Origin of the sequence: Rhizobium sp. 42MFCr.1 (assembly GCF_000377185.1) — a bacterium.
Lineage (GTDB): Bacteria > Pseudomonadota > Alphaproteobacteria > Rhizobiales > Rhizobiaceae > Rhizobium > Rhizobium altiplani.
Genome location: NZ_KB897821.1, coordinates 146,931 through 171,518, shown reverse-complemented (window position 1 = coordinate 171,518; position 24,588 = coordinate 146,931). Strand labels below are relative to the sequence as shown.

General features: G+C 61.7%; 21 protein-coding genes, 1 pseudogene and 1 riboswitch. Of the genes and pseudogenes, 9 read left to right on the top strand and 13 right to left on the bottom strand.

Going from position 1 to position 24,588, the window contains the following annotated elements; all coding sequences use genetic code 11:
* Window positions 1-72: 72 nt before the first annotated feature.
* The 3 genes and pseudogenes from C934_RS0106365 (at window position 73) to C934_RS0106355 (ending at window position 3,871) form a co-directional block, all read left to right on the top strand.
* Window positions 73-1,101, top strand: a complete 1,029-nt coding sequence (locus tag C934_RS0106365) for an iron ABC transporter substrate-binding protein (protein WP_026371603.1) — start codon at window positions 73-75, stop codon at window positions 1,099-1,101.
* A gap of 115 nt (window positions 1,102-1,216) precedes the next feature.
* Window positions 1,217-2,834 (top strand): annotated as a pseudogene (locus C934_RS0106360) (ABC transporter permease).
* Entirely contained in the window at window positions 2,831-3,871 is a 1,041-nt protein-coding gene (locus tag C934_RS0106355) for an ABC transporter ATP-binding protein (protein WP_018855866.1), read from the top strand. Before C934_RS0106360 ends, C934_RS0106355 begins: the two are co-directional and overlap by 4 nt.
* Here C934_RS0106355 and C934_RS0106350 read toward each other — a convergent pair whose 3' ends face one another.
* From C934_RS0106350 to C934_RS0106290, 13 genes are all read right to left on the bottom strand, one after another.
* On the bottom strand, window positions 3,872-5,197 hold the full coding sequence (locus C934_RS0106350; RefSeq protein ID WP_018855865.1) for a glucoamylase family protein: 1,326 nt from the start codon (window positions 5,195-5,197) through the stop codon (window positions 3,872-3,874). It lies immediately after the preceding gene.
* A 116-nt stretch (window positions 5,198-5,313) separates the two neighbouring features.
* Window positions 5,314-5,943 carry a thiamine phosphate synthase gene (locus C934_RS0106345; protein WP_018855864.1) on the bottom strand — a complete coding sequence of 210 codons (630 nt, stop codon included), beginning with the start codon at window positions 5,941-5,943 and terminating at the stop codon, window positions 5,314-5,316.
* Window positions 5,940-6,713, bottom strand: a complete 774-nt coding sequence (locus C934_RS0106340; protein ID WP_018855863.1) for a thiazole synthase — start codon at window positions 6,711-6,713, stop codon at window positions 5,940-5,942. Before C934_RS0106340 ends, C934_RS0106345 begins: the two co-directional genes overlap by 4 nt.
* A 2-nt stretch (window positions 6,714-6,715) precedes the next feature.
* Window positions 6,716-6,913 carry a sulfur carrier protein ThiS gene (gene thiS / locus C934_RS0106335; RefSeq protein WP_018855862.1) on the bottom strand — a complete coding sequence of 66 codons (198 nt, stop codon included), beginning with the start codon at window positions 6,911-6,913 and terminating at the stop codon, window positions 6,716-6,718.
* On the bottom strand, window positions 6,910-7,884 hold the full coding sequence (gene thiO / locus C934_RS0106330) for a glycine oxidase ThiO (protein ID WP_018855861.1): 975 nt from the start codon (window positions 7,882-7,884) through the stop codon (window positions 6,910-6,912). Before thiO ends, thiS begins: the two co-directional genes overlap by 4 nt.
* Before the next feature lies 1 nt (window position 7,885).
* Window positions 7,886-9,712 carry a phosphomethylpyrimidine synthase ThiC gene (thiC, locus tag C934_RS0106325; protein WP_018855860.1) on the bottom strand — a complete coding sequence of 609 codons (1,827 nt, stop codon included), beginning with the start codon at window positions 9,710-9,712 and terminating at the stop codon, window positions 7,886-7,888.
* Window positions 9,713-9,805: 93 nt separating this feature from the next.
* Window positions 9,806-9,917, bottom strand: a riboswitch (TPP riboswitch).
* Window positions 9,918-9,964: 47 nt separating this feature from the next.
* On the bottom strand, window positions 9,965-10,729 hold the full coding sequence (locus tag C934_RS0106320) for a FadR/GntR family transcriptional regulator (RefSeq protein ID WP_018855859.1): 765 nt from the start codon (window positions 10,727-10,729) through the stop codon (window positions 9,965-9,967).
* A gap of 24 nt (window positions 10,730-10,753) precedes the next feature.
* Window positions 10,754-11,818 carry a four-carbon acid sugar kinase family protein gene (locus tag C934_RS0106315; RefSeq protein WP_018855858.1) on the bottom strand — a complete coding sequence of 355 codons (1,065 nt, stop codon included), beginning with the start codon at window positions 11,816-11,818 and terminating at the stop codon, window positions 10,754-10,756.
* Window positions 11,815-12,807 (bottom strand): ABC transporter ATP-binding protein, encoded by a 993-nt coding sequence (locus C934_RS0106310; protein WP_018855857.1) that lies wholly within the window; start codon window positions 12,805-12,807, stop codon window positions 11,815-11,817. The genes C934_RS0106315 and C934_RS0106310 overlap by 4 nt, the downstream gene beginning before the upstream one ends.
* Complete coding sequence (locus C934_RS0106305; RefSeq protein WP_018855856.1) at window positions 12,807-13,814, bottom strand: ABC transporter ATP-binding protein; 1,008 nt, start codon at window positions 13,812-13,814, stop codon at window positions 12,807-12,809. Before C934_RS0106305 ends, C934_RS0106310 begins: the two co-directional genes overlap by 1 nt.
* A complete protein-coding gene (locus C934_RS0106300; protein ID WP_018855855.1) occupies window positions 13,814-14,773 on the bottom strand; it encodes an ABC transporter permease in 960 nt (319 codons plus the stop codon). The genes C934_RS0106305 and C934_RS0106300 overlap by 1 nt, the downstream gene beginning before the upstream one ends.
* A gap of 2 nt (window positions 14,774-14,775) precedes the next feature.
* Window positions 14,776-15,732, bottom strand: coding sequence for an ABC transporter permease (locus C934_RS0106295; RefSeq protein WP_025658110.1), 957 nt, complete (start codon window positions 15,730-15,732; stop codon window positions 14,776-14,778).
* 142 nt (window positions 15,733-15,874) lie between these two features.
* The gene (locus tag C934_RS0106290) at window positions 15,875-17,524 is read right to left on the bottom strand and encodes an ABC transporter substrate-binding protein (protein WP_018855853.1); all 1,650 of its coding nucleotides are present in this window, start codon (window positions 17,522-17,524) and stop codon (window positions 15,875-15,877) included.
* 306 nt (window positions 17,525-17,830) lie between these two features.
* Between C934_RS0106290 and C934_RS0106285 the strand changes: the two genes are divergently transcribed.
* From C934_RS0106285 to C934_RS0106260, 6 genes are all read left to right on the top strand, one after another.
* On the top strand, window positions 17,831-18,736 hold the full coding sequence (locus C934_RS0106285; protein ID WP_018855852.1) for a dihydrodipicolinate synthase family protein: 906 nt from the start codon (window positions 17,831-17,833) through the stop codon (window positions 18,734-18,736).
* An 11-nt stretch (window positions 18,737-18,747) separates the two neighbouring features.
* Window positions 18,748-19,935 (top strand): sialidase family protein, encoded by a 1,188-nt coding sequence (locus tag C934_RS0106280; protein WP_018855851.1) that lies wholly within the window; start codon window positions 18,748-18,750, stop codon window positions 19,933-19,935.
* Window positions 19,936-20,286: 351 nt separating this feature from the next.
* Window positions 20,287-21,420: an iron-containing alcohol dehydrogenase gene (locus C934_RS0106275; protein ID WP_026371602.1), complete on the top strand. Its 1,134-nt coding sequence runs from the start codon at window positions 20,287-20,289 to the stop codon at window positions 21,418-21,420.
* A gap of 32 nt (window positions 21,421-21,452) precedes the next feature.
* Window positions 21,453-22,442 (top strand): 4-hydroxythreonine-4-phosphate dehydrogenase PdxA, encoded by a 990-nt coding sequence (gene pdxA / locus C934_RS0106270; protein WP_018855849.1) that lies wholly within the window; start codon window positions 21,453-21,455, stop codon window positions 22,440-22,442.
* 77 nt (window positions 22,443-22,519) lie between these two features.
* Complete coding sequence (locus C934_RS0106265) at window positions 22,520-23,485, top strand: hydroxyacid dehydrogenase (protein WP_018855848.1); 966 nt, start codon at window positions 22,520-22,522, stop codon at window positions 23,483-23,485.
* A gap of 37 nt (window positions 23,486-23,522) precedes the next feature.
* Window positions 23,523-24,572 carry an Ldh family oxidoreductase gene (locus tag C934_RS0106260; RefSeq protein ID WP_018855847.1) on the top strand — a complete coding sequence of 350 codons (1,050 nt, stop codon included), beginning with the start codon at window positions 23,523-23,525 and terminating at the stop codon, window positions 24,570-24,572.
* The last annotated feature ends 16 nt before the right edge of the window (window positions 24,573-24,588 follow it).

Sequence of the window (24,588 nt, the reverse complement as noted above, 5' to 3'; positions counted from 1 at the left end):
CTTGAAATTCCAAATCAACAAAAATATACGGCTCATCATCCCGGGATCCCCGGTGAAACAATGGAGGGCTTCATGACAACTTCCCTTAATCGCCTTTCCGGCGCGCTGGCGCTTGCCGCCTCGCTCGTTGCCGCAACTTCGCTGGCCACCGGCGCCGCTGTCGCGCAGGAATCCGAAGGTATCGTCGTCTACAATGCGCAACACGAGAGCCTCGGGCGCGAGTGGATCGATGCGTTCACCAAGGCAACCGGCATCAAGGTAACGGTGCGCCAGGGCAGCGACATGCAGCTCGCCAACCAGATCGTGCAGGAAGGGGACGCGTCGCCGGCCGACGTATTCCTGACCGAGAACTCTCCGGCCATGACGCTGGTCGATGCCGCCGGCCTGTTTGCACCGGTCGACAAGGAAACGCTCGAGCAGGTTCCAGAGCAATATCGTCCGTCTGATGGCATGTGGACCGGCATTGCCGCCCGTTCGACGGTTTTTGCATACGACAAGACGAAGCTGACCGAAGACAAGTTGCCGAAGTCGCTGCTCGACCTCGCGGATCCGGTCTGGAAGGGTCGTTGGGGCGCTGCACCTGCTGGTGCTGACTTCCAGGCGATCGTCAGCGCTTTGCTCGAGCTCAAGGGCGAGGAAGCGACCGCGGCCTGGCTCAAGGCGCTCAAGGAAAACTCCACGCCATATAAGGGCAACAGCGTCGCCATGAAGGCGGTCAATGCCGGCGAAGTCGAGGGTGCGGTGATCTATCACTACTACTGGTTCGGCGATCAGGCGAAGACCGGTGAGAACAGCAAGAACGTTGCCCTCCACTACTTCAAGAACCGGGATCCCGGCGCCTTCGTCAGCATTTCCGGCGGCGGCGTTCTGAAGTCGAGCCAGCATGCCAAGGAGGCTCAGACCTTCCTCAAGTTCGTCACCGGCAAGCCGGGCCAGGACATCCTCAAGAACGGCACGTCCTACGAATATGCGGTCGGCAAAAATGCAGCATCGAATGAGAAGCTCGTTCCGCTGGCTGATCTCGATGCACCGACGGTCGATGCAGCCAACTTGAACAGCAAGAAGGTGACGGAACTGATGACTGCCGCCGGCATCATCTAAGTCTTTCTGTCACGGGCCCGGGGGTTAAAACTGTTGCTTTTGGCTCAAGAAAAACGTAGGGCATGACGAAATCGGCAACCGCCTTTCATAGGCGGTTGCCTTCCTTTTTCAGCGTATAAAGGCGGCAGGCCTTGCTGCAGGACAACAGATTGCTTGTTCCCGGTCATGAAAGGCCGATGGTGCGGCCGGTGGCGGGAATAGATCGGCTGCGGGCGCGTTTGCCCCACGCTTCCGTCATCCTCTTTGCTTCCGTCGTGGCGCTGTTCAGTTTGGTTCCGCTTGGTTTCATCGGCTGGATAACCTTTGATGTCGGTTGGCAGACCGTCAAGGAATTGGTGTTTCGTGCGCGCGTTGGCGAACTGCTTGTCAACACGGTGCTGCTGGAAGCTTTTACCATTCCGCTGTCGATCGCCCTTGCCGTAACGCTGGCCTGGTTGGTCGAACGGACGGACATCCCCTTCGCCCGGCTTTGGTCGTGGTTGGCGGTTGCGCCGCTGGCGGTGCCGGCCTTTGTCCATAGCTACGCCTGGATCAGCGTCGTTCCCGGCATGCGTGGGCTGCAGAGCGGTGTCTTCGTCTCCGTACTGGCATACTTTCCGTTTCTTTATCTTCCGGTCGCCGCTGCCTTGCGCCGGCTGGATCCAGCCATTGAGGATGCGGCCTCTTCCCTTGGCCTCGGCCCCTGGCGTTTGTTCTTCCGCACCATCTTGCCGCAGTTGCGTTTCGCCATCTGTGGCGGTTCGCTGCTGATCGGGCTGCACCTGCTCTCGGAGTACGGCCTCTTCGTGATGATCCGTTTCGACACTTTCGCAACCGCGATCGTCGACCAGTTCCAATCCGCCTATAATAGCCCGGCCGCCAACATGCTGGGTGGCGTTCTCGTCGCTTGCTGCCTGCTTCTGCTGGGTCTCGAAATCCTGTTGCGCGGCAATGAGCGGTATGCCCGCGTTGGATCCGGTTCTGCGCGGCCCGCGGATCGCCGTCGGCTCGGCGGGTTCATAGTGCCTGCGATCATACTGCAGGTGGGTCTGGCGGCTTTGACGCTCGGTGTTCCCTTGGTGACGCTGGTGCGGTGGCTCTATCTCGGCGGCCTCGAGGTCTGGCGCGTCGACACGGTCGGCAATGCGTTTGTGCAAACCATTATTCTTGCGATCGCCGGCGGCGTGCTTGCCACGATTGCCGCCGCGCCGATGGCCTGGCTTTCGGTCCGGGCGCCAGGGCGTCTGCAGCGCCTGCTCGAGGCCTGCCACTACTATGTCGGTTCGCTGCCGGGCGTGGTCGTCGCGCTCGCGCTGGTGACGATTACCGTCCGGCTTGTTCTGCCCCTGTACCAGACCTTCGCGACCCTCGTTGCTGCCTACATCCTGCTGTTCCTGCCGCGCGCCATGGTGGGCCTGCGCGCCAGCATCGCCCAGGCGCCCGTGGAGCTTGAGCGTGCTGCAATGGGTCTTGGCCGGACACCTGCCCAGGCCGTGCGACAGATCACCATGCGGCTGGCCGCGCCAGGCGCGGCCGCCAGCGTTGCGCTCGTCGGTCTCGGCATTACCAATGAGCTCACCGCGACATTGATGCTGGCGCCAAATGGGGTGGAGACACTTGCGACGAAGTTCTGGTCGCTGACCAGCGAGATCGACTACGTGGCGGCGGCGCCTTACGCATTCATGATGGTCGTGCTATCGCTGCCCCTCACCCTTCTTCTCTATGCCCAATCGAAACGGACTGCCGGACAATGACGCTGCTTACGATCGATCGCATCAGCAAGCGCTATGGGCATGTCCAGGCATTGCAGGACATCTCACTCGATGTCGCCGCCGGAAGCCGCACGGCCGTTGTCGGGCCATCAGGGTCGGGCAAGACGACGCTGCTGCGCATCATCGCCGGCTTCGAGCAGCCCGACGAAGGTCGTGTGACGCTTGACGGCGAGGTTCTGGCCGATGGTCCGGTAGCGGTGCCTGCGCACAAGCGAGGCATCGGGATCGTGTCGCAGGACGGGGCGTTGTTTCCGCATCTGAGCGTTGCCGACAATATCGGTTTTGGCTTCGAGCGCGGCGCGCCCGATCGCGAACGACGCATCATCGACCTGCTCGATATGGTCGAGCTTGACCGCAACATGCTCACCCGTCGGCCACACCAGCTTTCCGGCGGCCAACAGCAGCGTGTGGCACTTGCCCGCGCGCTCGGCCGCAAGCCGCGTCTGATGTTGCTCGATGAACCGTTTTCGGCGCTCGATACCGGTCTGCGTGAGAATATGCGCAAGGCCGTGGCCCGCGTTCTTCAGTCCGCAGGCATCACCGCGATCCTCGTCACGCATGATCAGGCGGAGGCTCTCTCCTTTGCGGATCAGGTTGCCGTCCTGCGGGAAGGGAAGTTGATCCAGGCAGGGTCGCCGCAATCGGTTTACCTGCAGCCCCTCGATCGGGAGACAGCTCTGTTTCTCGGAGACGCGGTGATGCTTCCAGCCATCGTTCGCGACGGCTTTGCCGATTGTGCGCTCGGCCGGGTCGCCGTCGACGGCGGCCATAAAGGCAAGGTCGAGATCATGCTGCGGCCCGAACAGATCAGGGTCGTTCCCGATGAAAGCGCGCAGACCTATCGCGGACGGGTCGTCGAAGTGGAATTCGGCGGGGCGACCTGCACCGTCGCCGTGTCGCTTGAAGGCGTTGCCCTTCCGCCGATCATGATCAAGACGTCCAGCGTGGCGCTTCCCGAGCGCGGAGATCATGTCCGCCTCGACATCGCCGGCAAGGCGCATGTTCTCGGAAGCCGCTAATCAGGCGATCTTACGTTCAGAGTTCTCGTCTTCCGACAACCAGCCGCCGCTAAATCCCGCTAGCTCGAGACCGCGCCTGATGACCGGTGCGCGTCGCATCAGACCCCAAATGAAGTCCGAGCGGTCATTCTCGATCGTCATGACCAGTAGGCCTTGGTCGATGCCGACGCAGCGATCGTCGACCCAGCCTTCAAGTCGCTTGGTCTTGACAGTCGGGTTGAATCCACCGGGGAAGCGATCCTCGTAGAGCAGGTTCGGATAGGTGGACATCAGGGCGCGAAGGCCATCGAGCGAGGCCTGGCGGTCATATGGGAGCGATGCAAGCGCTGCCCACGGTGCGATTGTGCCATCATCCGGCCCGAGCGGTGCGCCACGCGCGGCATAGCCGAGCACGCGCGGATGGCGACCGCCGCGCATGTTGCGGGTCGGAGGCGGACCATCCGAAGCGGACAGTCCCCAGATGTCCTTGTTGTAGCCGACGAAGTGGCCGGGATTACGCTCGGCGTAGTCCCGCTGCACGGCGATCGATATCTGCGTGTTGCGGAAATAATCCCAGTTTCGTTCGGCCATCGCCTTGTCCTGGATTCCACGGAAATCGATCCAGGCATGCGAGAAGAAGTGAATGAAGAGCGGGCCGGCATAGACGTAAGGTTGGTCGCCGAACAGCATCCACGAATAGCTCGCGGTAAAGGCATCGTAGCTCGACGCCGGGATCGGATGTGTTGGGGAAGCGAGGGCCAGCGTATAAAGCAGGATCGCTTCGTCGTAGCCCTGCCAGCGCCAGCGCAGGAAGCCGCTGCCCGGCTTCCAGCCCATGCAGACGGTCTGGCCCTTGTTCAGCGCCCAGTGCCAGTCGATTCTCTCGTAGACCAAACTCGCGAGCCTGCGGATCTCCGTCTCGTCTTCGGTGTTGCGGTCGAAATAGGCCGCCGCGGTCAACATGCCTGCGACGAGAAGCGTGGTGTCGATCGTCGACAACTCGCTGTTCCAGGCGCGGTGGCCGGTGTCCATGTGCAGGAAATGATAGAAGAAACCGCGATAGCCGATCGCGTGCCGCTCACGACCTTGGTGGCCGTTGGCAAAGAAGCATAGCGTCTTCAGCGTGTATTGGATCGCGTCGGAACGCTGCATCCAGCCGCGCTCGACTGCGACGGGATAGGACGACAGGGAAAAGCCGACCGCGGCGATGCTGCAGGGAACGCCCGCGATGGAGGTGTCCGCGACCAGCCCGTTTTCCGGATTGTAGTGCTTCGGGAAATAATTGAATGCGCCTTGCTGAAGCCTGTCGATCAGCGCGGCATCCGTTTCCTCGGTCCGTTGTAACATACGTGCCAAGCCCAACTTGTTGTCCAGTCCCCGGTTCAACATGGTGAAGCACGATCCGCAAATCAATCATTTTTGAAGGTGTTGCGACCGAACGATCCATCGACCGTTCTATTCTGCTACCGACCCAATGGCATTTCCACACTTCGCCAAGGTGCGGTGACAGCAAGCCACTGCCGCGTTCGTGTCTCCGGATCGGGGTTCAGGGTAATATCGGTCACGACGGCAGCGCTGTCGGCGCCCTGAGAAAAAACGCCCTCGATTCGATCGACGTTCAACCCGCCGATGGCGACGAGCGGCAGGTCGCCGAGGCGCGACTTCCATAGGCGCAGGCGTTCCGGTCCTTGCGGCGACCATTTCATCTGCTTGAGAATGGTCGGATAGATCGGACCGAGCGCGATGTAGTCCGGCTTTGCCGCTAGCGCCGTCTCAAGTTCCGCATCGTCGTGGGTGGACAGCCCAAGCTTCAGGCCGGCGGCACGAATGCCGCCGAGATCGGCCGCTTCCAGATCTTCCTGACCGAGGTGGACGAAATCGCATCCTTCTTCGACGGCAAGCTGCCAGTAGTCGTTGATGATGAGCTGACAGCCATGCTTAGCGCAAATCGCCTTCGCGGTTCGGATTTCGGTGCGCAGCTCGGCCGTCTCTTTATCCTTGATCCTGAGCTGCACGAGCTTGACGCCGAGCGGCACCAGCCGTGCGATCCATTCGGCGCTATCGACGATGAGATAGAAGGGATCTAGCATCATGCAAATACGGCCTTTCCGATGATGGGTGTCGAGGGAACCGCGACATCGCGCGGTTCGAGCATGCCCGCACCGAAAGCCTCGCGGCCGGACTCGATCGCCTTGGCAAACGCGCCCGCCATGGTAGCCGGGTTGCCGGCACCGGCGACAGCGGTGTTCAAGAGGACGGCATCGAAGCCGAGCTCCATGACGGTCGCCGCATGTGATGGCCGCCCGATGCCGGCATCAACGATGAGCGGAATGTCGGGGAAATGTGCGCGCATCGAACGCAACGCCGAGAGGTTGAGCGGTCCCGCGGCACTGCCGATCGGGGCGCACCATGGCATCAATACCCGGCAACCCGCTTCGAGCAGCTTCTCGGCCACCACGAGGTCGTCGGTCGTGTAGGGAAAGACCTCAAAGCCCTCGGCGGAAAGGATGCGGGCGGCTTCCACCAAGCCGAAAACATCAGGCTGAAGCGTATCGTGATTGCCGATTACCTCCAGCTTGATCCAATTGGTGCCGAAGAGTTCGCGCGCCATCTTGGCTGTCAGCACGGCCTCGGAGACGCCATGGCAGCCAGCCGTGTTCGGCAGAACTCGAACGCCGAATGCCCGTATCATCTCGAAGAAGGCACTGCCGCTCCGTCCGCCCGCGGTCTCGCGGCGCAGCGAGACGGTGACGATCTCCGTTCCCGATCGCTTGACGGCCTCCGCGAGGGTCGCAGGTGAAGGATACCGTGCGGTGCCGAGAAGCAGGCGGGAGGAGACTACGGTGTCGTAGAGCGTCAGCATGGTCAGCCTCCCTGCATCGGCGACAGGATTTCGATCCTGTCATTGTCGTTGAGCGCGTGGTCGGCGCGGTCCTCGCGGTGGACGATTTCGCCGTTGACGGCGGTCGCCAGCCAGTCGCCTTCGTATTCCATCAGCGTCAGCAGTTCGGACAAAGTTGGCGCAGCGAGGTCGTGATACTCGCCGTTGACGATCAGTTTCATCGGCAATTTCCTCCTGGTTCGGTTCTGGAGAAGACAAGGTCCACAGCTTCCTGCGCCATGGTAGGCGCCAGCAGGAAGCCGTGGCGATAGAGGCCGTTGAGCACGACCGCCTCGGCCTCGCGGGTCACGCGTGGAAAATTGTCGGCGAATGCCGGCCGGATGCCCGCGCCGGTTTCGATAACGGTAGCGTCCGCAAAGGCGGGATGCACAGCGTAGGCGGCGTTCAGCAGTTCCATCATCGAACGCGCCGAGATGGGACCGGCGAACTCGGTCTCGATCATGGTGGCGCCCACCATGAACAGGCCATTTCCACGCGGAACGATATAGACGGGGAAGCGCGGATGCAGCAGGCGAACGGGTCTGGCGAGGTCGACTTCGGGCGTGTGTAGATAGAGCATTTCGCCGCGCACGCCGCGAAGCCCACTCGTTCGCCCAATGCGTGCTGCGCCCGTGCAATCGACGATGTCGTCGTAGCCGGTGGTCTCGGCCACTTGGTCGATGAATGCTACGCCCCGAGCGGCGAGCTTTTCTCGCAGTAGACCCAGCACTCGTCTCGGATCGAGATGTCCTTCCAGCGGGAAGAACAGAGCACGCCTGAAGCGGCCTGCGAGAGCCGGCTCCAATGGGCCGATCTGCTCCTCGCCCAGCCATTCATGGCCGCTGGTGCGGCTGGCAAAGCGATCGAGTTCACCCTGGTCGCGCGCGGGGGCAACGACCAGCGTGCCGTTTCGGTGTACCTCGCCGGGCAGCATCATGTCCCACCGATCGATGGCACCGCGGCCACGCAGCAAGACGGCTTCGTCCGCGCCTTCACGCTCACACCACGGTGCCAGCATGCCGCCCGCGAGCCATGATGCTGCCTGGCCGAAATCTGGATTCGGATCCATAACGGTGACGTCAGCACTTCGAAGAGTGAGTTCGTGCGCGACCGTGAGGCCGGCAACGCCGGCCCCTTTGACGAGGACATGCATCTCAGTCACGCGACTCTTGGATGGTATCGATCGGCATATAGAGATCGCCACCCTCGCGGTATTTCGCCGCCATGGCGTCGAGCCCTTCTTTCTGCGCTTCAGCGCGGATGTCGTGCGAAATCCGCATCGAGCAGAACTTCGGGCCACACATGGAGCAGAAGTGCGCCACCTTGTGCGCTTCCTTCGGCAGCGTCTCGTCGTGGAAGCTGCGGGCCGTCTCCGGATCGAGCGACAGGTTGAATTGATCCTCCCATCGGAATTCGAAGCGGGCGCGCGACAGCGCATCATCGCGCGATTGAGCTGCCGGGTGACCCTTGGCGAGATCGGCGGCGTGGGCGGCGATCTTGTAGGTGATGACGCCGGTCTTCACGTCGTTGCGGTCGGGGAGACCCAGATGCTCCTTCGGGGTGACGTAGCAGAGCATCGCCGTACCGAACCAGCCAATCATCGCAGCACCGATGCCCGAAGTGATGTGGTCATAGCCCGGGGCGATATCTGTCGTCAGTGGTCCCAGCGTGTAGAAAGGCGCCTCGCCGCAGACGGCGAGCTGCTTGTCCATGTTTTCCTTGATCTTGTGCATCGGGACATGGCCCGGGCCCTCGATCATGACTTGGCAGTCCTTGGCCCAGGCGATCTTCGTCAGTTCGCCGAGGGTCTCCAGCTCGGCGAATTGTGCGGCGTCGTTGGCGTCGGCAATCGAACCCGGACGCAGGCCGTCGCCGAGCGAGAAGGAGACGTCATAGGCGCGGCAGATGTCGCAGATCTCCTCGAAATGCTCGTAAAGGAAGCTTTCGCGATGGTGATGAAGACACCACTTGGCCATGATAGAGCCGCCGCGTGAAACGATGCCGGTGACGCGGTTGACCGTAAGTGGGATGTAGTGAAGCCGCACGCCGGCATGGATCGTGAAATAGTCGACGCCCTGCTCCGCCTGCTCGATGAGCGTATCGCGATAGACCTCCCAGGTCAGGTTCTCGGCGATACCCTCGACCTTCTCCAGCGCCTGATAGAGCGGCACGGTGCCGATCGGCAGCGGCGAGTTGCGGATGATCCATTCGCGGATGTTGTGGATGTTGCGGCCGGTGGAGAGATCCATCACGGTGTCGGCGCCCCAGCGCGCGGCCCAGACCATCTTCTCGACCTCTTCGGCCATCGAGGAGGTGACGGCGGAGTTGCCGATATTGGCGTTGATCTTCACCAGGAAGTTCCGGCCGATGATCATCGGCTCGGCTTCCGGGTGGTTGATGTTGGCGGGGATGATGGCGCGGCCGGCGGCGACTTCCTGTCGGACGAATTCCGGGGTGACGTGATCGGGAATATGGGCGCCGAAGCTCTCACCGTCGCGCACAATTGCCTCGGCCTTAGCCTTGCGGCCGAGATTTTCGCGGATGGCGATGAACTCCATCTCGGGCGTGATGATACCGGCGCGCGCATAGGCGAGCTGGGTCACGGCCTTGCCGTCCTTGGCGCGGAGCGGTTGGCGCTTGGCGGGAAATTCCGGCGTCAGCCGCTCGCCGCTGGCAAAGCCGTTATCCTCGGGGCGCACCTGGCGACCCCGATAGGCTTCGACGTCGCCGCGCGCGAGCACCCAGCTGCGGCGCAGTTCCGGAAGCCCCTGCTCGATGCTGATGTCAGCGCCTTCGACCGTATAGATGCCGGAGGAATCATAGACTGTGACCGGTGGCTCGCCCGATGTCGGGTGGACGCTGATTTCGCGCATCGGCACGCGGACATCGGGGTGAATGTCCCCAGGGATGTAGATTTTCCGAGAGGCCGGTAGGGGGCCTGTTGTAACGGTCGGGGTGATGGTCTTTGCGGCAATATTCATGGTTTGAGGCTCCAAGTTTTAAGTTTGGAGACCCAGTCCTCAGCCGGAATGATGAAAAGACGCCGGCACGGATTCCACGCGTGAATCCAATGCTTTCGAGCGCTTGCACCGTCCCTACGCCAGTATGAACTGGATCAGGTTCAACGGGTCACTGCGCACGATAGCAGTATCTCAGCCCCTTGCCGGGACCCCCCTGGTGAATGTAAAAAGGTTAGAGCCAGAGCAGCAAAGCTGTCAAGCCGACTGCCGCAACTACATGGAAAGGTCCAGAGCGCGGCCTTCGAAGAGGCGGCTCTGCGAACCCTCAAGATGCGCCTTCATCAAAGCCCGCGCGTCTTCCGCACGTCCTTCGACGATGGCGAGGTAGATCTTGTTGTGCTCCTCGTAGACCTGCTCGAGGCCCTGACGCGGACCAAGCAGCGATAGGCCGTGAAGGTGCATGCCGACGGCGATGTGGGCCTTCAGGGCATCGATCGAGGCTGTGTAATAGTGGTTGTTGGCGGCTTCGGTGACGGCCCGATGGAAGGTGAAGTCGGCGTCGGTGCGATGGAGCTGGTGGCTGGTCGCCTCGCGCAGATCGGCGAGCGCTGCGGCAATCCTCTGGATCGCCGCTTCGTCACGGCGCTTGGCAGCAAAGTAGGCGGCGGCAGGCTCGATCGTCAGTCGAAACTCGTAGCAGCGCTGGATATCGGCGATCGTCTTGACCGGCGAATAGGAAAGCTGCGTCGTCGGCGAACCGTGGGCGCTGACGAAGGTGCCGGCTCCCTGACGGGCATAGACGATGCCTTGATCGCGCAACCGTGCCAAGGCGTCGCGCACGATCGGACGCGACACGCCGAGCATCGATGCAAGCTCATGCTCACCGGGAAGCCGCGAATCCGGCGGATAGTTTCCCGAGCGGATACGCTCCTGCAACTGGTCGAAGACGCGATCGACCAGCTTGACGGCCTTGCCGCGCTCCGGCTTTGCCGCAGGCGCCGCTTGCGCGTTCGCCGGTACACCGTTTGCTTCGTCCACCTTCACTCTCCCCGTCGGCATGAACTATGCCGCCTGATTCTGCGCGATCAGTCTTACCAAACTATCCGAATTACCGAAGCCCCCGGACTTCACCGCGCAGCGCAGACGCAGGCCGTCTGCCGTTACGACGTCGAACCACGGAATACCCGCCTCGATTTCGCCCTGCGGCCTCAGAACCCGAATGCCGAGCTCGCGAAAAACTGCCAGTGCCGTATCGCCACCGCCGACCATCAGCATGTCCGGGCGCGTCATCTCTATGATGGATTTTACGCCTTTTGCGAAGCGGTCGGCAACTGCCACGGCTTCGCCGCTGATTTCGCCAGTACAGCGGACGAGTAACGGCAAGCCAACTTGTGCGTCGGAAGGCACTGCTCCCATGGATGCATCGATGGCAGCGGCGAGGCAGCCGGTACCCTCCAGCCTGGCCATTTGTGCTGTTGTGATCGGGTCGCGGGAGCCGAAGGCAAAGACGGTCCGGCTCGATGCGGCAAAAGCGTTGCTTGTCCTGTTCGACTGTCCGATCTTGCGGGCAAGTGCAGCTCCGATACCGCGGGCGCCGACAGCAAGGGCCCTCTTCCAATCGCGTGCCTCAACCACTTGGTCGAGATCGCTGTCCGTTTCGGCATCGCGGACCAGCACTTCGGTTCCACCACTTGCATCGAAAAGCTCGGCAATCGGCAGCGGCTTGTCGACACCACGACCGACGACGTGACCGTTGTGGGTCAAACGGTCCTGATCGGGAATGGCCGGCGCCACCACGATTGTCTCGTGACCGAAGACGGCAGCCAAAGCTACGCTTTCCGCTGCAACGTTCCCCTTGAGCCGGGAGTCGATCTTTTTCAGAACGATTTGAGGCGAGGCGGCAAGAAGGGCCTTCGCCGCAGCGCTGACCCTTCCTGCCGCTTCCTCCTCCGGGAGAGCTCTCGAAGCCGTGTTGACCACCACGACCTCGCAACCGGTCGCAAGCGTTTCCGATATGGCACTGACGTCGATCGCGACAGCGACGGAAAGTCCGGCGTCGACAAAGGGGGTTCCCGTGTCGAGCGCGCCGGTCAAATCGTCAGCGATGATCGCGACCTTCAGCGTCATGCAGTCTGTCCTGAGTTGACAGCGTGGCAGGCGACGAGATGGCCAGGCTTGGCTTCCTTCCATTCCGGCACGACCTTGCTGCACACGTCCATGGCGATCGGGCAGCGCGAGTGGAAGCGGCAGCCGCTCGGTGGGTTGAGCGGGCTCGGCACGTCGCCCTGCAGGATCTGGCGCTTGCGCGTGCGCTCCAGCTCCGGATCGGTTTCCGGAACGGCCGACAGCAGCGCCTTGGTGTAGGGGTGCAGCGGGTTCTCGAACAGCTCCTCGCGCGTCGCAAGTTCCGCCAGGCGGCCGAGATACATGACGCCGACGCGGGTACTGATATGTCGGACAACAGCCAGGTCGTGGGCGATGAAGAGGTAAGTCAGGCCATACTTCTCCTGCAGGTCGAGCAGGAGATTGATGATCTGCGCCTGGATCGAGACGTCGAGCGCCGAGATCGCTTCGTCGCAGACGATGAATTTAGGCTGGCAGGCAAGTGCGCGAGCGATGACGACGCGCTGTCGCTGGCCGCCGGAGAGTTCATGCGGATAGCGCTGCGCAAAGCGCGTCGGCAGGCCGACGTCGGTCAGCAGGGTGGCGATCTTGTCCTTGAGCTCCGCTTTGGTGCAGAGCTTGTGGAAAAGGATCGGTTCGCCGACTGCCTCACCGATCGTCATGCGCGGGTTGAGCGTCGAATAAGGATCCTGAAAGACGATCTGCAGGTCGCGGCGGAAGGGCCGCATCTGCTTTTCATCAAGGGTCGCCAGGTCCTGGCCCTTGTAGACGACCTTGCCTGATGTCGCCTTGTAGAGGTTGAGGATGGTGAAGCCGGTGGTGGACTTTCCGCAGCCGGATTCGCCGACGAGCGAGAGGGTTTCGCCTTCCATGATGTCGAGATTGACGTTGTCCAGCGCATAGACGGTCGCCGAACGCTCGCCGAAGGCGCCGAGCTTGACGTGGAAATGCTTGACGAGGTTTTCGACCTTGAGCAGCGGTTGTGCACCCATCACGCAGCCTCCTGCATTTTCTGGACGACGAAGCAGGCCGTACGGTGGTTTCCGGCGCCTGACAGCGGTTCGAGTTTCGGTACGCGCTCGTGGCAAATGGCTTCCGCCAGCGGACAGCGTGGGGCAAAGGGGCAGCCTTTGGGGCGGCGACCCGGCTCCGGCGGCGTACCGCCGATGGACGAGAGCCGGCTTGCGGGCGCATCCGAGAGCTTCGGAATCGAGGCGAGCAGACCGCGCGTATAGGGATGGCTTGGGCGGGCATAAAGCTCGTCAACCGGGGCATCCTCGACGACGGTTCCGGCATAAAGCACGGCGACACGATCGACGAGACCGGCAATCAGCGCCAGGTCATGGGTAATCCAGACAACCGACATGCCGAGCTTGGCGCGCAGATCCTTCACCAGATCGACGATCTGCGCCTGAATGGTGACGTCGAGCGCCGTCGTCGGTTCGTCAGCGATCAGCAGTTTCGGATTGCAGGCAAGGCCGATCGCGATCATCACGCGTTGGCGCATGCCGCCGGAGAGTTCATGCGGATAAGCTTGCAGGCGCTCTTCCGGCCCGGGAATGCCGACGAGGCGCAGCAGTTCGACAGCGCGGACTCGCGCATCGGCCTTCTTCATTCCACGGTGATAGATCAAGGGCTCGCAGATCTGGTCGCCAATGCGCATCACCGGGTTGAGCGAGGTCATCGGATCCTGGAAGACGAAGCCGATGTCGCCGCCGCGCACCTTGCGCAGTTCCTTGTTCGACATCTTTTGCAGGTCGTGGCCGTCGAAGCTCGCGGATCCCTTGGTGACCTTGATCTTGTTGGGTAGAAGCCGCATCAGGCTCAGCATGGTCAGACTCTTGCCGCAGCCGGATTCGCCGACGACGCCAAGCGTCTCGCCCTTGTTGACGTGCAGATCGATGCCATCGACCACGACCGCCGGGCCGTTTCTGCCATCGATTTCGACCGTCAGGCCGCGGACATCGAGGAGTTTTTCGTTGGATCGGGTGGTGTTCATCACTTCGAACCCCGCGGATTGAGTGCGTCGTTGAGGCCATCGCCGAGGAAGCTGAAGGCGACCGAGGCAAGGCCGAGAACGGCTGCCGGGGCGGCCAGCAGATGCGGATAGTGCTGCCAGACGCGCAGACCGTCCGAGATCATGTTGCCCCAGCTTGGGGTAGGCGGGTTGACGCCGATGCCGAGGAAGCTGAAGGCGCTTTCCAGAACCATCGCGGTGCCAAGGCCGGCGCTGACGGAGACGATCAACGGGCCAAGCGCATTCGGAATGACGTAGCGCTTCATGATGATCCAGTTCGAAAGGCCGAGCGCCTGCGCGGCCGTGATGTAGGGCCGGCTGCGGATCGACAGCACCTGGGCGCGAACGAGACGCGCATAGGGCGGCCAGGAGATCAACGCCATCGAGCCGAAGACCAGAATGAAGTCGACCCAGATGGTCTGGCGATAGAAGGGATTGAGCGTCGCCAGATACTGCGCCTCCATCCATTTGGTGATGGGGGACTTCAGCGATGCATTGATGACGACGACGAGGAGCAGGTTCGGCACCGACATGGTCATGTCCGTCAGCCACATGATGACGCGGTCGAACGGATTGCCGAAGAAGCCAGCGATCGCGCCAAGGATCGTGCCGATAAATACGGCGATGACTGTGACGATGACCGCGACCAGGAAGGCCGTGCGGGTGCCGAAGACGACACGGCTGAACACATCGCGGCCGAGGTCGTCGGTACCGAAGAGATGTTGCAGCGATGGAACGGCGTTGCGGGCCTGCAGATTCTGGCTCAGGTAGTCATAGGGCGTCAGATACGGGCCAAAGATCGCTGTGAAAGCGAGGATTGCCACGACGATCAGGCCGAAGACGGCAAGCTTGTTGCGCTTCAGGCGATACCAGGCGTCGCGCCACAGGCTGACGGGTGCTTCTTCCTGAGCTGCGACGGGAGAGAGAGGGATGGCGGACATGGTCAGCGGCTCCTTCTTGCATCGTTGGCACGCGGATCAAGCAGCGGATAGAGAACGTCGACCAGAAGGTTCGAGATCATCACCAGGAAGGATCCGATGAGCGTGATCGCCAGAATGACTGGGTAGTCGGAATTGGTCAGCGCCTGCACGGTCAGGCGACCGAGGCCGGGAAGACCGAAGACGAGCTCAACGAAGATCGCGCCGTTGACAATGGTGATCATGATCAGGCCGAGCTGTGTCACGACGGGCGTCAGCACCGGGCGCAGGATATGGCGCAGCGCTACGACCATCTCGGGCACGCCCTTGGCGCGGGCGGTGCGGACGAAATCTTCAGACAGCACCTCGATGACGGCGGCGCGCGTTTGGCGGACGATCAGCGCGATTGGTTGAAATGAGAGCACGATGAGCGGCAACAGGATGCGCACATCGAAAACACCACCCCAGCCATACGGCACCTTGACCATCGGCAGCAGCACGATAAGGCCGACCATCAGCAGCGGGCCGGCGACATAGGCCGGGATCGCCCACAGAAAGAGCGCGCTGCCGAGGATCGTATAATCGAGGCGGCTGTTCTGGTTCATCGCGGCGATCATGCCAAGCGGAATGGCGATAACAGTCGTCAGGATGATGGAACAGAGCGCAAGCTTGAAAGAAACGGGGGCTGCGGCCGACACCATCGCCCAGACCGAGCGGCCGGATGTCAGCGAATTGCCGAACTGGCCATGCAGCAGGTTCCAGATGTAAAGGGCGAACTGTTCGATGAAGGGCCTGTTCAGGCCGGCACTTTCGCGGATGGCTTCGATGCGCTGCGGATTGTAGGCGACGTCGCCGGGTGCGCGCAGAAAGATCAACTTGATCGGATCGCCGGCGCCGTAGAAAGCCAGCGCGTAGACGGCCAGCATTACGATCAGCACGGACGGAATCCAGATGGCAAACCGGGTCAGCACATAGCGTAACAAGGTCATCTCCCACCGGTTGGCAGACACCTTCCGCGTCAAGGCGGACATGCGATGTCTTCTTGAAACTTGCGCGAAGGCCTTGCGGTCTTCGCGCGGTTGCTAATGTGCCCGAGGGCTATCTGTTTCAGAGTTTCGTGCCGGCTCAGCCGATCGAAATGTCCCAGGGCGCCACGACCTGCCAGTCGAGGTTCTTCTCCATTCCCTTGACCTCTTTGGTGGCCCAGCGGGACATCGCCTGAGAATACCACGGAATGAATGCCCAATCGTCGCGGAATGCCTTCTGGGCATCCTGGGCGAGCTTGACGCGCTGCGGATCATCGACGGCTTTCGTTGCCGCTTCGGCAAGTGCCGCATCGACCTTGTCGTTCTTGTAGCCGCCGAGCTTGTTCTGCGCGTTCGACGAGGTCGAGGCGATGCAGCCGGCGAGATAGGAAACGGCATCGGGAACACGAGTGCCGACGTCGTCGCGGAAGATCTGGACGGCGTTCTGGTCCGGACCGGCATAGGAGTCCTGCTGCGGCTTCATGTCGACGGCCGTGATGCCGAGGTTCTGGCGCCACTGCTCGGCAATGAACTGGGCCGCAGCCTCGATAGCCGGGGCGGAAATGCCGACGAAGAGGATCTTCGGCAGGCGCTCCGGACCACCGTAGGTCGATTCGGCAAGCAGCTTCTTTGCCGCGGCCGGATCGTACGGATAGGGCTCGAAGCCGGAATTTTCGGCGCCGGGAACGGAATTCAGGATCTGGTCGGCCTTCTTGTGCGGACCGTCAGGATAGGAAGCCTTGAAGAGGCCGTCGCGATCGATCGCCATGATCAATGCCTGGCGAACCTTCGGATCGTCCATCGGTGCGCGGGTGACGTTGAACCAGAAGTGCTGGCTGGTCGGGATCAGCGGACCGGCAGAGAATTCGGGGCCGAGGTCCTGGATAATCGTCGAGGTGACCAGTTCCGTATGTGCGTTGAACTCGCCGGACTTGATAAGCGACGTCGCGGTGACGTTGTCTTCGATCGAGGTGATTTCGATGCGCGCGAGCTTCGGCTTAGGCCCGAAGAAGTTCTCGTTCGGCTCGAACACCAGCTTGCCGGCGTCGATGTCGATGCTCGTCAGCTTGAACGGGCCGGAATAGACGGCGCTGCTGTCGGGCTTGTACCAGTCCGCCACTTCCTCGCCGTCACTACCACGAGACTGCGCGGCCTTGGTGATCGGTGCGATATGGTTGGCAAGGCGCATGAAGAAGATCGGGTCGGCTTCCGCCAGCGTCACAACGACGGTGCCTTCGTCAGGCGTGGCGACGCCCGTCAGTTCGTTGCCGGAACCGGCGCCGATTTCCTTGTAACCCTGAACCTTGCTCAGTACCTGGTCGGCACGCTGGCTCTTGGTGTTGGGCATGGAGGCCACTTCCCAGGATCCCTTGACATCAGCCGAGGTGATCTTGCTGCCATCCGAGAAGACAGCCTTGGGATCGATCTTGAAGGTCCAGACCTTGTTGTCTGGCGACTCCCAGCTGGTGAAGACGTATGGCTTGATCTTGCCTTCGCTGTCGAAATACATCGGCGAGGCCCACCAGATCGAGTTCCAGCGGAACGGAACGCCGCCACCGCGCAACGGCGACCAATCCTGGTTGAAGGCCGGATTGGCAACCTTCAACACCTGACCGTCATCGGCCAGCACGATGCGAGCATTCATGCCGAAGATTGTGAGGCCGACGCCGGCGGCGAGGCCAAGCTTCAACGCGTCGCGACGCGACATCTGCGCTTTCTGCGCAATATTCCCTTCATTCCGATCAGTCATCGTGTCCTCCCATGACAAAATCAGTGACGGCACCACTTTCACTCTGTTCCCGAAAGTGCGTCACGACATGGCGCAGACACTCGCTCGATAATGTAAATATGTCAACATAAATTAATCGATGGCGCTCTCGGCAAAACGAACGAAATATTTTCTTTAGTTTTTTCAACATGTTAAAAAATCACAACTGACGCTCTCTGTATTGTCATATTGACAACAAAGCTTCAGGGGATGAAGAAAACGCCATCTTGCGGGCCGGATTTCCGGTCGCTGCCGCTTTTTTCGCGGCGTTCATCCGAGGAGGACGATATGAGCAATCACAAGATTACAGGCGTATTTAGCGCGGCCGCGACGCCACTCAATGCGGATGGCAGCCCGGATCTCAGCCTTTTCACCGAGCACTGCCAGCGACTGTTGCAGGAAGGGTGCCACGGCATCGCCCTGCTGGGCACGACGGGGGAAGCAAACTCTTTCTCCTCCAGCGAGCGCCGTGCAATTCTCGAGGCAGCGCTCAAGGCGGGCGTGCCGGCCGACAAGCTGCTCCCGGGGACGGGTGTCGTTGCCATTCCTGAAACCGTCGAATTGACCAAGCACGCCCTTTCGCTCGGCGTGACGAAGGTCGTGATGCTGCCGCCCTTCTACTACAAGGGAGTCTCCGACGACGGATTATTCGCCGCCTACTCGCAGGTCCTGGAAAAGATCGCCGACGCCCGGCTGCAGGTCATTCTCTACCACATCCCGCAGGTTTCGGGCGTTCCGCTTTCGATTCCGCTGATCGGCCGATTGATAGAAGCCTTCCCCGACACGGTCGTCGGGATCAAGGAATCGGCCGGCGATTTCAATAACATGCAGGCGATCATCGGAGCTTATCCGGGCTTCTCCGTGTTGGCGGGCGCCGATCCGCTGCTCTTGCCGCTGCTGAAGGCCGGAGGTGCGGGCTGCATCACGGCAACCTCCAATCTCGTCGCGAATTCGCTGCGAACCGTATACGACAAGGTGCATGACGAGACGCAGGCCGGCGCCGTCGAGGCCGCCCAGGCTCGCATCAACGCCTATAGAACGCTTTCCAATTCCTACGTGCAGATCCCGACCATCAAGGCCATGGTCGGGCTGAAGACCGGCAACGCTGCCTGGAAGCGCACGCGCGCGCCGCTGATGCCGATCAGCGATGCCGACTACGTCGCGCTTTCCGAAGCCTACGCCAAGCTGCCGTAGGGAGCGCGACCATGAGTTCCACAGCTTTGCCAGCCGAGGCCGTTCCGGCGCTGATGACCGGAGAGATCGTCGCGAACGCGAACGAAAGGGGGCGCGCAGATGCCTATCTGCCCTCCCCTTGCATCCAGAACCATGCCGCCAACCTCGCCTTTCTGCCTGGCGGGACGCTCACCTGCGTTTGGTTTGGCGGCACGATGGAGGGGATGGGCGACATTTCCATTTACATGTCGCGGCTTGCCCCGGATGCCAATGTTTGGTCGCAGCCGGAGAAAATGTCCGACGACCCGACCAAATCCGAGCAGAATCCGCTGATTTTCACGGCTCCAGATCGAAAAGTCTGGCTGCTTTACACCTCGCAGACCTCGGGGAATCAGGATGGTTCTGTTGTCAAATGTCGGACCTCCGAGGATGGCGGCAAAACCTTCGGAGAGGTCCGCCTTCTCTGCGACATCCCAGGCACCTTTGTTCGCCAGCCGATCATCGTCAACAAGGCCGGCGCTTGGCTCCTGCCGGTCTTTCGCTGCATCGGATTGCCCGGCGAGCGCTGGACTGGCGACGTGGACACGGCAGGCGTGCTGATCTCCCGCGACCAAGGTGAGAGTTGGGCTATGACCGAGGTCCCTGATAGCATTGGGGCGGTCCATATGAACATCGTTCCGACAGACGATGGCAACCTTGTCGCCTTCTATCGAAATCGGTTCGCCGAATCCGTCTTGTGCAGTCGCTCGAGTGATGGCGGCGAGCATTGGAGTGCGCCGCAGCCGATCGATCTGCCGAACAACAATTCGTCAATTCAGGCGACAAAGCTCAAAAACGGCGTGATAGCAATGGTTTATAACCATTCCAATGCGTCGATGTCGGACGCTCGGCGCCTTTCGCTCTACGATGAGATCGAAGGTGACGATGAGATCAAGGCGGCGTCGGCACCGGCGATCGAGCGCCGCAAGGCCGTCTGGGGCGTTCCCCGCGCCCCGCTCAGTCTCGCCTTCTCCAACGACGGCGGCGCAAGCTTCCCACGTCGTATCGACCTCGATACCGGCGATGGATATTGCCTGAGCAACAACTCGAAGGACTCGGTGAATCGCGAGTTTTCCTACCCTTCGATTGTCCAGGGACCAGATGGCGCCGTGCACATCGCCTATACCTACTATCGCCGAGCCATCAAATACGTCCGGCTTTCGGCGGATATGATTGCCTGACGCCTTCACAGGTTGTCAGTTGTGAACCTCATCGATCCGACCCGGCTTCATCAGAGCATGAAACGCGTTGGATTGGGTGTTTGTTTTTGACAACTTTTGCGCCCTACTTCCGACGATTCGGTGCTGGCTCTCTCGGCGCCGCCAAACAACGGATCGCATGAGTGTTATAATCAATTTCAATATGTTAGCTTATGCAATGTATCTTCTTTCCTGCGATGGTTTCGAGGAGAAATGCGATTTATTTCGACACTATCGAATGTGTCGCTTGCCAAATACACGATCATTGTATAACAAATTTACATCTTTTGCGACCTGATGTGTCGCTAGCACTTGCAGGGGAGGACTGGTCCGGTGGTTAGCTTGGATTCGCCTATCACAATCGTTCGGCCGCATCTGATCGAGTTCGGTGTCGGTACGGCGGAGCGGCTCGGCAAGTGGGCCGGCGAGAAGGGTTATCGCCGGACTCTCGTCATTTCCGACGCCTTCAATGCGACGCGGGTCGATGCGCTTGCCCTCAAGGGTGAGGTCACGGTGTTTGCCGATGTGACGCCCGAGCCCGACATTACCAATCTCGACAAGGTGCTGGCGGCGGCGAACGCGGCGGATGCGCAGCTTGTGGTCGGCTTCGGCGGCGGGAGCGCCATGGATCTTGCCAAGCTCGCAGCTGTTCTCGCCGGCTCATCGCAAACGCTTCATGACGTCGTAGGACCGAACAAGGTCCACGGACCGCGCCGCGTTGCTCTGGCGCAGGTGCCGACCACATCAGGCACGGGAAGCGAGGCCGGCATCAGAGCTCTGGTCACTGACCCGAAGACGATGGCGAAGCTCGCCGTCGAAAGCATGCACATGTTGGCCGATATCGCGGTTGTCGACCCGGCGCTTACCTTCAGCGTGCCTGCGCGCACGACCGCAGCGACGGGCGTCGATGCCATGGCACATTGTGTCGAGGCATTCACCAATCGCAAGGCGCATCCGATGATTGATCTCTACGCCATCGAGGGTACGCGGTTGGTCGGAAAGTATCTCGCGCGGGCGGTCAAGGACGGATCCGACGCCGAGGCGCGTGCGGGCCTGTCGCTTGCCTCGCTCTATGGCGGCTTCTGTCTTGGCCCGGTCAATACGGCTGGCGGCCATGCACTCGCCTATCCGCTCGGTACACGCTGGCATGTCGCGCATGGCGCGGCAAACGCCCTGATCTTTCCGCATGTTCTCGCATTCAACACCCCGGCCGTGCCCGCAAAGACCCGTGCCGTCATGGACGCGCTTGGTCGCGAGACCTCCGACGAGATCGCGTCGGTGTTCGATGCCGCCTACTCCTTCTGCGCCGAACTCGGGATTGAGATGAAACTCTCCGGCCTCGGCGTTCCGGAAAGCGATCTGGATGCGATGGCCGAGGATGCCTTTGCCATCCGCCGCCTGCTCGACAATAATCCGCGCGACCTGTCGCGCGCCGATATCCGCTCGATCTACGAAGCCGCCTTCTAAGGCGCGCTTCCATTCAAAGAGGACCGTGAGTGATGGACAGAAATGCGAAAGTCGCCGTGACGCTCGGCGATCCGGCGGGCGTCGGCCCCGAGGTGATCGTCAAGGCGCTCGCCACGATGCCGGAACAGGAGCGGCGCGATTTCGTCATCGTCGGTAACACGGAGGCGCTCGAGCGCGCCAATCGAACGGCAGCAACCGGACTTTCCTTTGCGCCGGCGGATGCAGCGGTCGCCGGCAAGATTGCCGTCGACGAGGTGGACCTCGGCGCACCGTTACCGGAGATCGGCAAGGTGAGCCCCGTGGCGGGCGATGCCTCGGTTCGCTACATCAGCCGCGCGGTCGATCTTGCGATGTCGGGCGACGCCGATGTCATCGTCACCGCGCCGATCAATAAGGAAGCAATGAACCTTGCTGGCCACCACTATGATGGTCACACCGGCCTGCTGGCGCACCTGACGGGCTCCAAGAGCTCGTTCATGCTGCTCGCCTCGGAGCGGCTCAACACCATCCATGTCTCGACCCATATTTCGCTGAAGGGCGCGATCGAGCGCGCGAGGACCGAGCGCGTGCTGGCGACGATCGAGGCAGGCCACAACCACTTCATGCGCCTTGGCAAGAAGGCGCGCATTGCGGTCGCGGGCCTCAATCCGCACTGCGGCGAAAACGGTCTGTTTGGCACCGAGGATACCGAGTTCCTGGCCCCGGCCGTCGAGCTGGCGCAGGCGAAGGGGATCGATGTCGTTGGTCCGATCTCGGCGGATACGGTCTTTGCCCGTGCCTATAACGGCGCCTTCGATCTCGTCATCGCGCAGTATCACGATCAAGGCCATATCCCGATCAAGCTCATTGCCTTCGACACGGCGGTCAACGTCTCGCTCGGCTTGCCGATCGATCGCGTGTCGGTCGACCACGGGACGGCCTTCGATATTGCCGGAACGGGCAAGGCCAACCACGTGAATATGCTCTCGGCCATTGCCTATGCGCGGCTGATGGCGCGGTCTCCACGCCGACGGGCGGCTTAACGCTTCGGGTGCTTGTTGCATTGTCAGCGGCGCAGCGTTGCGCCGCCTGCCGCTTTGCTCGTTGGAGGAAATGAGCGATGGAAAAGACTGTTGTCATTCTCGGTGGCGAACTGGCGCCGGAAGGTCGCTCGCTTCTGGAAGAGGCCGGAGCAAGCGTCATTGCCACACCGCCCTATATCGACCGGCAAGCCGTTATCGAAACAATGAAGGCCCACCGACCGGATGCCGTCATCGTGCGATTGCTGGCCGATCTTCTTAGTTCGGAGGAAATGCAGGCGGGCGGAAAGCTCCGGCACATCGCCAAGCACGGCGTCGGGACGAATGACATCGATGTGAAGGCAGCCACTGCGCTCGGCATTCCGGTGTCGATGGCTACGGGCAGCAACGGGCACTCCGTTGCCGAGCATGCGCTCGCGCTGATCATGGCGCTGGTCAAGGATCTGCCGCGCCAGGACGCGCTGATCCGGGACGGCATCTGGGACAAGAACCAGTACAAGGGACGCGAGCTGCGCGGCCAGCGGCTTGGCCTCGTCGGTTTCGGCTTCATCGGCCAGACGCTGGCGAAAATGGCCGGCGCGATCGGCATGACCGTCTCAGCCTTCGATCCGCACGCGCCGGACAGCGCCTTTGGCGATGAGGTCAGCCGCGAAACAGATCTCGATACGCTTCTTGCGGACTCCGATATCGTCAGTTTGCACTGTCCGTTGACACCTGAGACGCAAGACCTGATCGACGCCCGCCGCATCGGCCTGATGAAACAAGGTGCGTTCCTGATCAACACGGCGCGGGGCGAAGTCGTCGATGAGAAGGCATTGGTCGCTGCCCTCGAAGATGGGCACCTCGCCGGAGCCGGTCTCGACAGTTTCGCCGTCGAGCCGCCGGGCATCGACAATCCCCTGTTAGAGCTTTCGAACACGCTCGTCACGCCACATGTCGCGGGCGTGACGCTCGACGCGAAACGCGCCGTTTCCATCATGTCGGCCGAGAACGTGCTTGCCGCGCTCGACGGTGTGACGCTTCACCCGCGCTTTCTGGCGCGCTGACCCGGCGGCCCGGTGCCGGCAAATAATGGAGTAAGCCATGGGCGAGACATCCGACATCCGCTACGCGCCAGATAGGCTGCGCCAATTTGCACGGGCGGTGTTTGCCGCTGCCGGGCTCGAGGAGGAGAAAGCGGCCGCCGTCGCCCACTATCTCCTCGAAGCCGATCTGATGGGACACACGACGCATGGTTTGGCATTGGCCGGCTGGTATCTCCAAAGTATCGCCGATGGCGTGATGAAGCGCGAAGGTCTGCCGGAGGTGGTCTCCGACCGCGGGCCGGCCATTGCGTGGCAGGGGCAGCGCCTGCCCGGTGCCTGGCTGACATCGGAGGCGGTGAAGCTTGCCTGCGAGCGTGCGGCGACCTACGGCACGGCGACGATCGCAATCGCCGACAGCCATCACATCGGTTGCCTTGCCGCATATCTCACCATCGCGACCGATCGCGGCTATATGGTCAGCATCGCGAGTTCCAGTCCATCGGGGGCGCAGGTCGCGCCCTTCGGCGGGCGAAAGGGCATCTACACGCCGAATCCCGTCGCCCATGGCATTCCGACGCCCGGCGATCCGATCCTGATCGATATCAGCGCCTCGATCACGACGGTCAACATGGCGCAACGTCTGGTCCGCGAGGGCCGACAATATGATCATGCGTGGCTGATGGACGAGAACGGCGAGCCCAGCCGTGATCCGCGAGTGATCGAACGCGGTGGCACGCTTATGCCGGTCGGAGGGCTCGATCATGGCCAGAAGGGCTATGGCATGGCGCTTCATGTCGAAGCCTTCACCCAAGGTCTTTCAGGGCTTGGCCGCGTCGACGGGCTGAAGGGTACCAATGCTGCTGTCACCGTCCAGGTTTTCGATCCTGACGCATTTGGGGGTCGCGATGCCTTTCTGCGGCAGACCGGCTGGCTCGCCGATGCGTGTCGCAGCAATCCGCCGCGACCCGGCGTTGCCCGCGTTCGGCTGCCCGGGGAAAACGGCCTGGCGCGCAAACGCTCTGCCCTGGCGGATGGGGTCGCCCTGCACTCCAACATCATGGCATCGCTCGCGTCCCATGCCGAGCGGCTCGGCGTCGCAATGCCCTAGCTTCGGGGCCAACGCT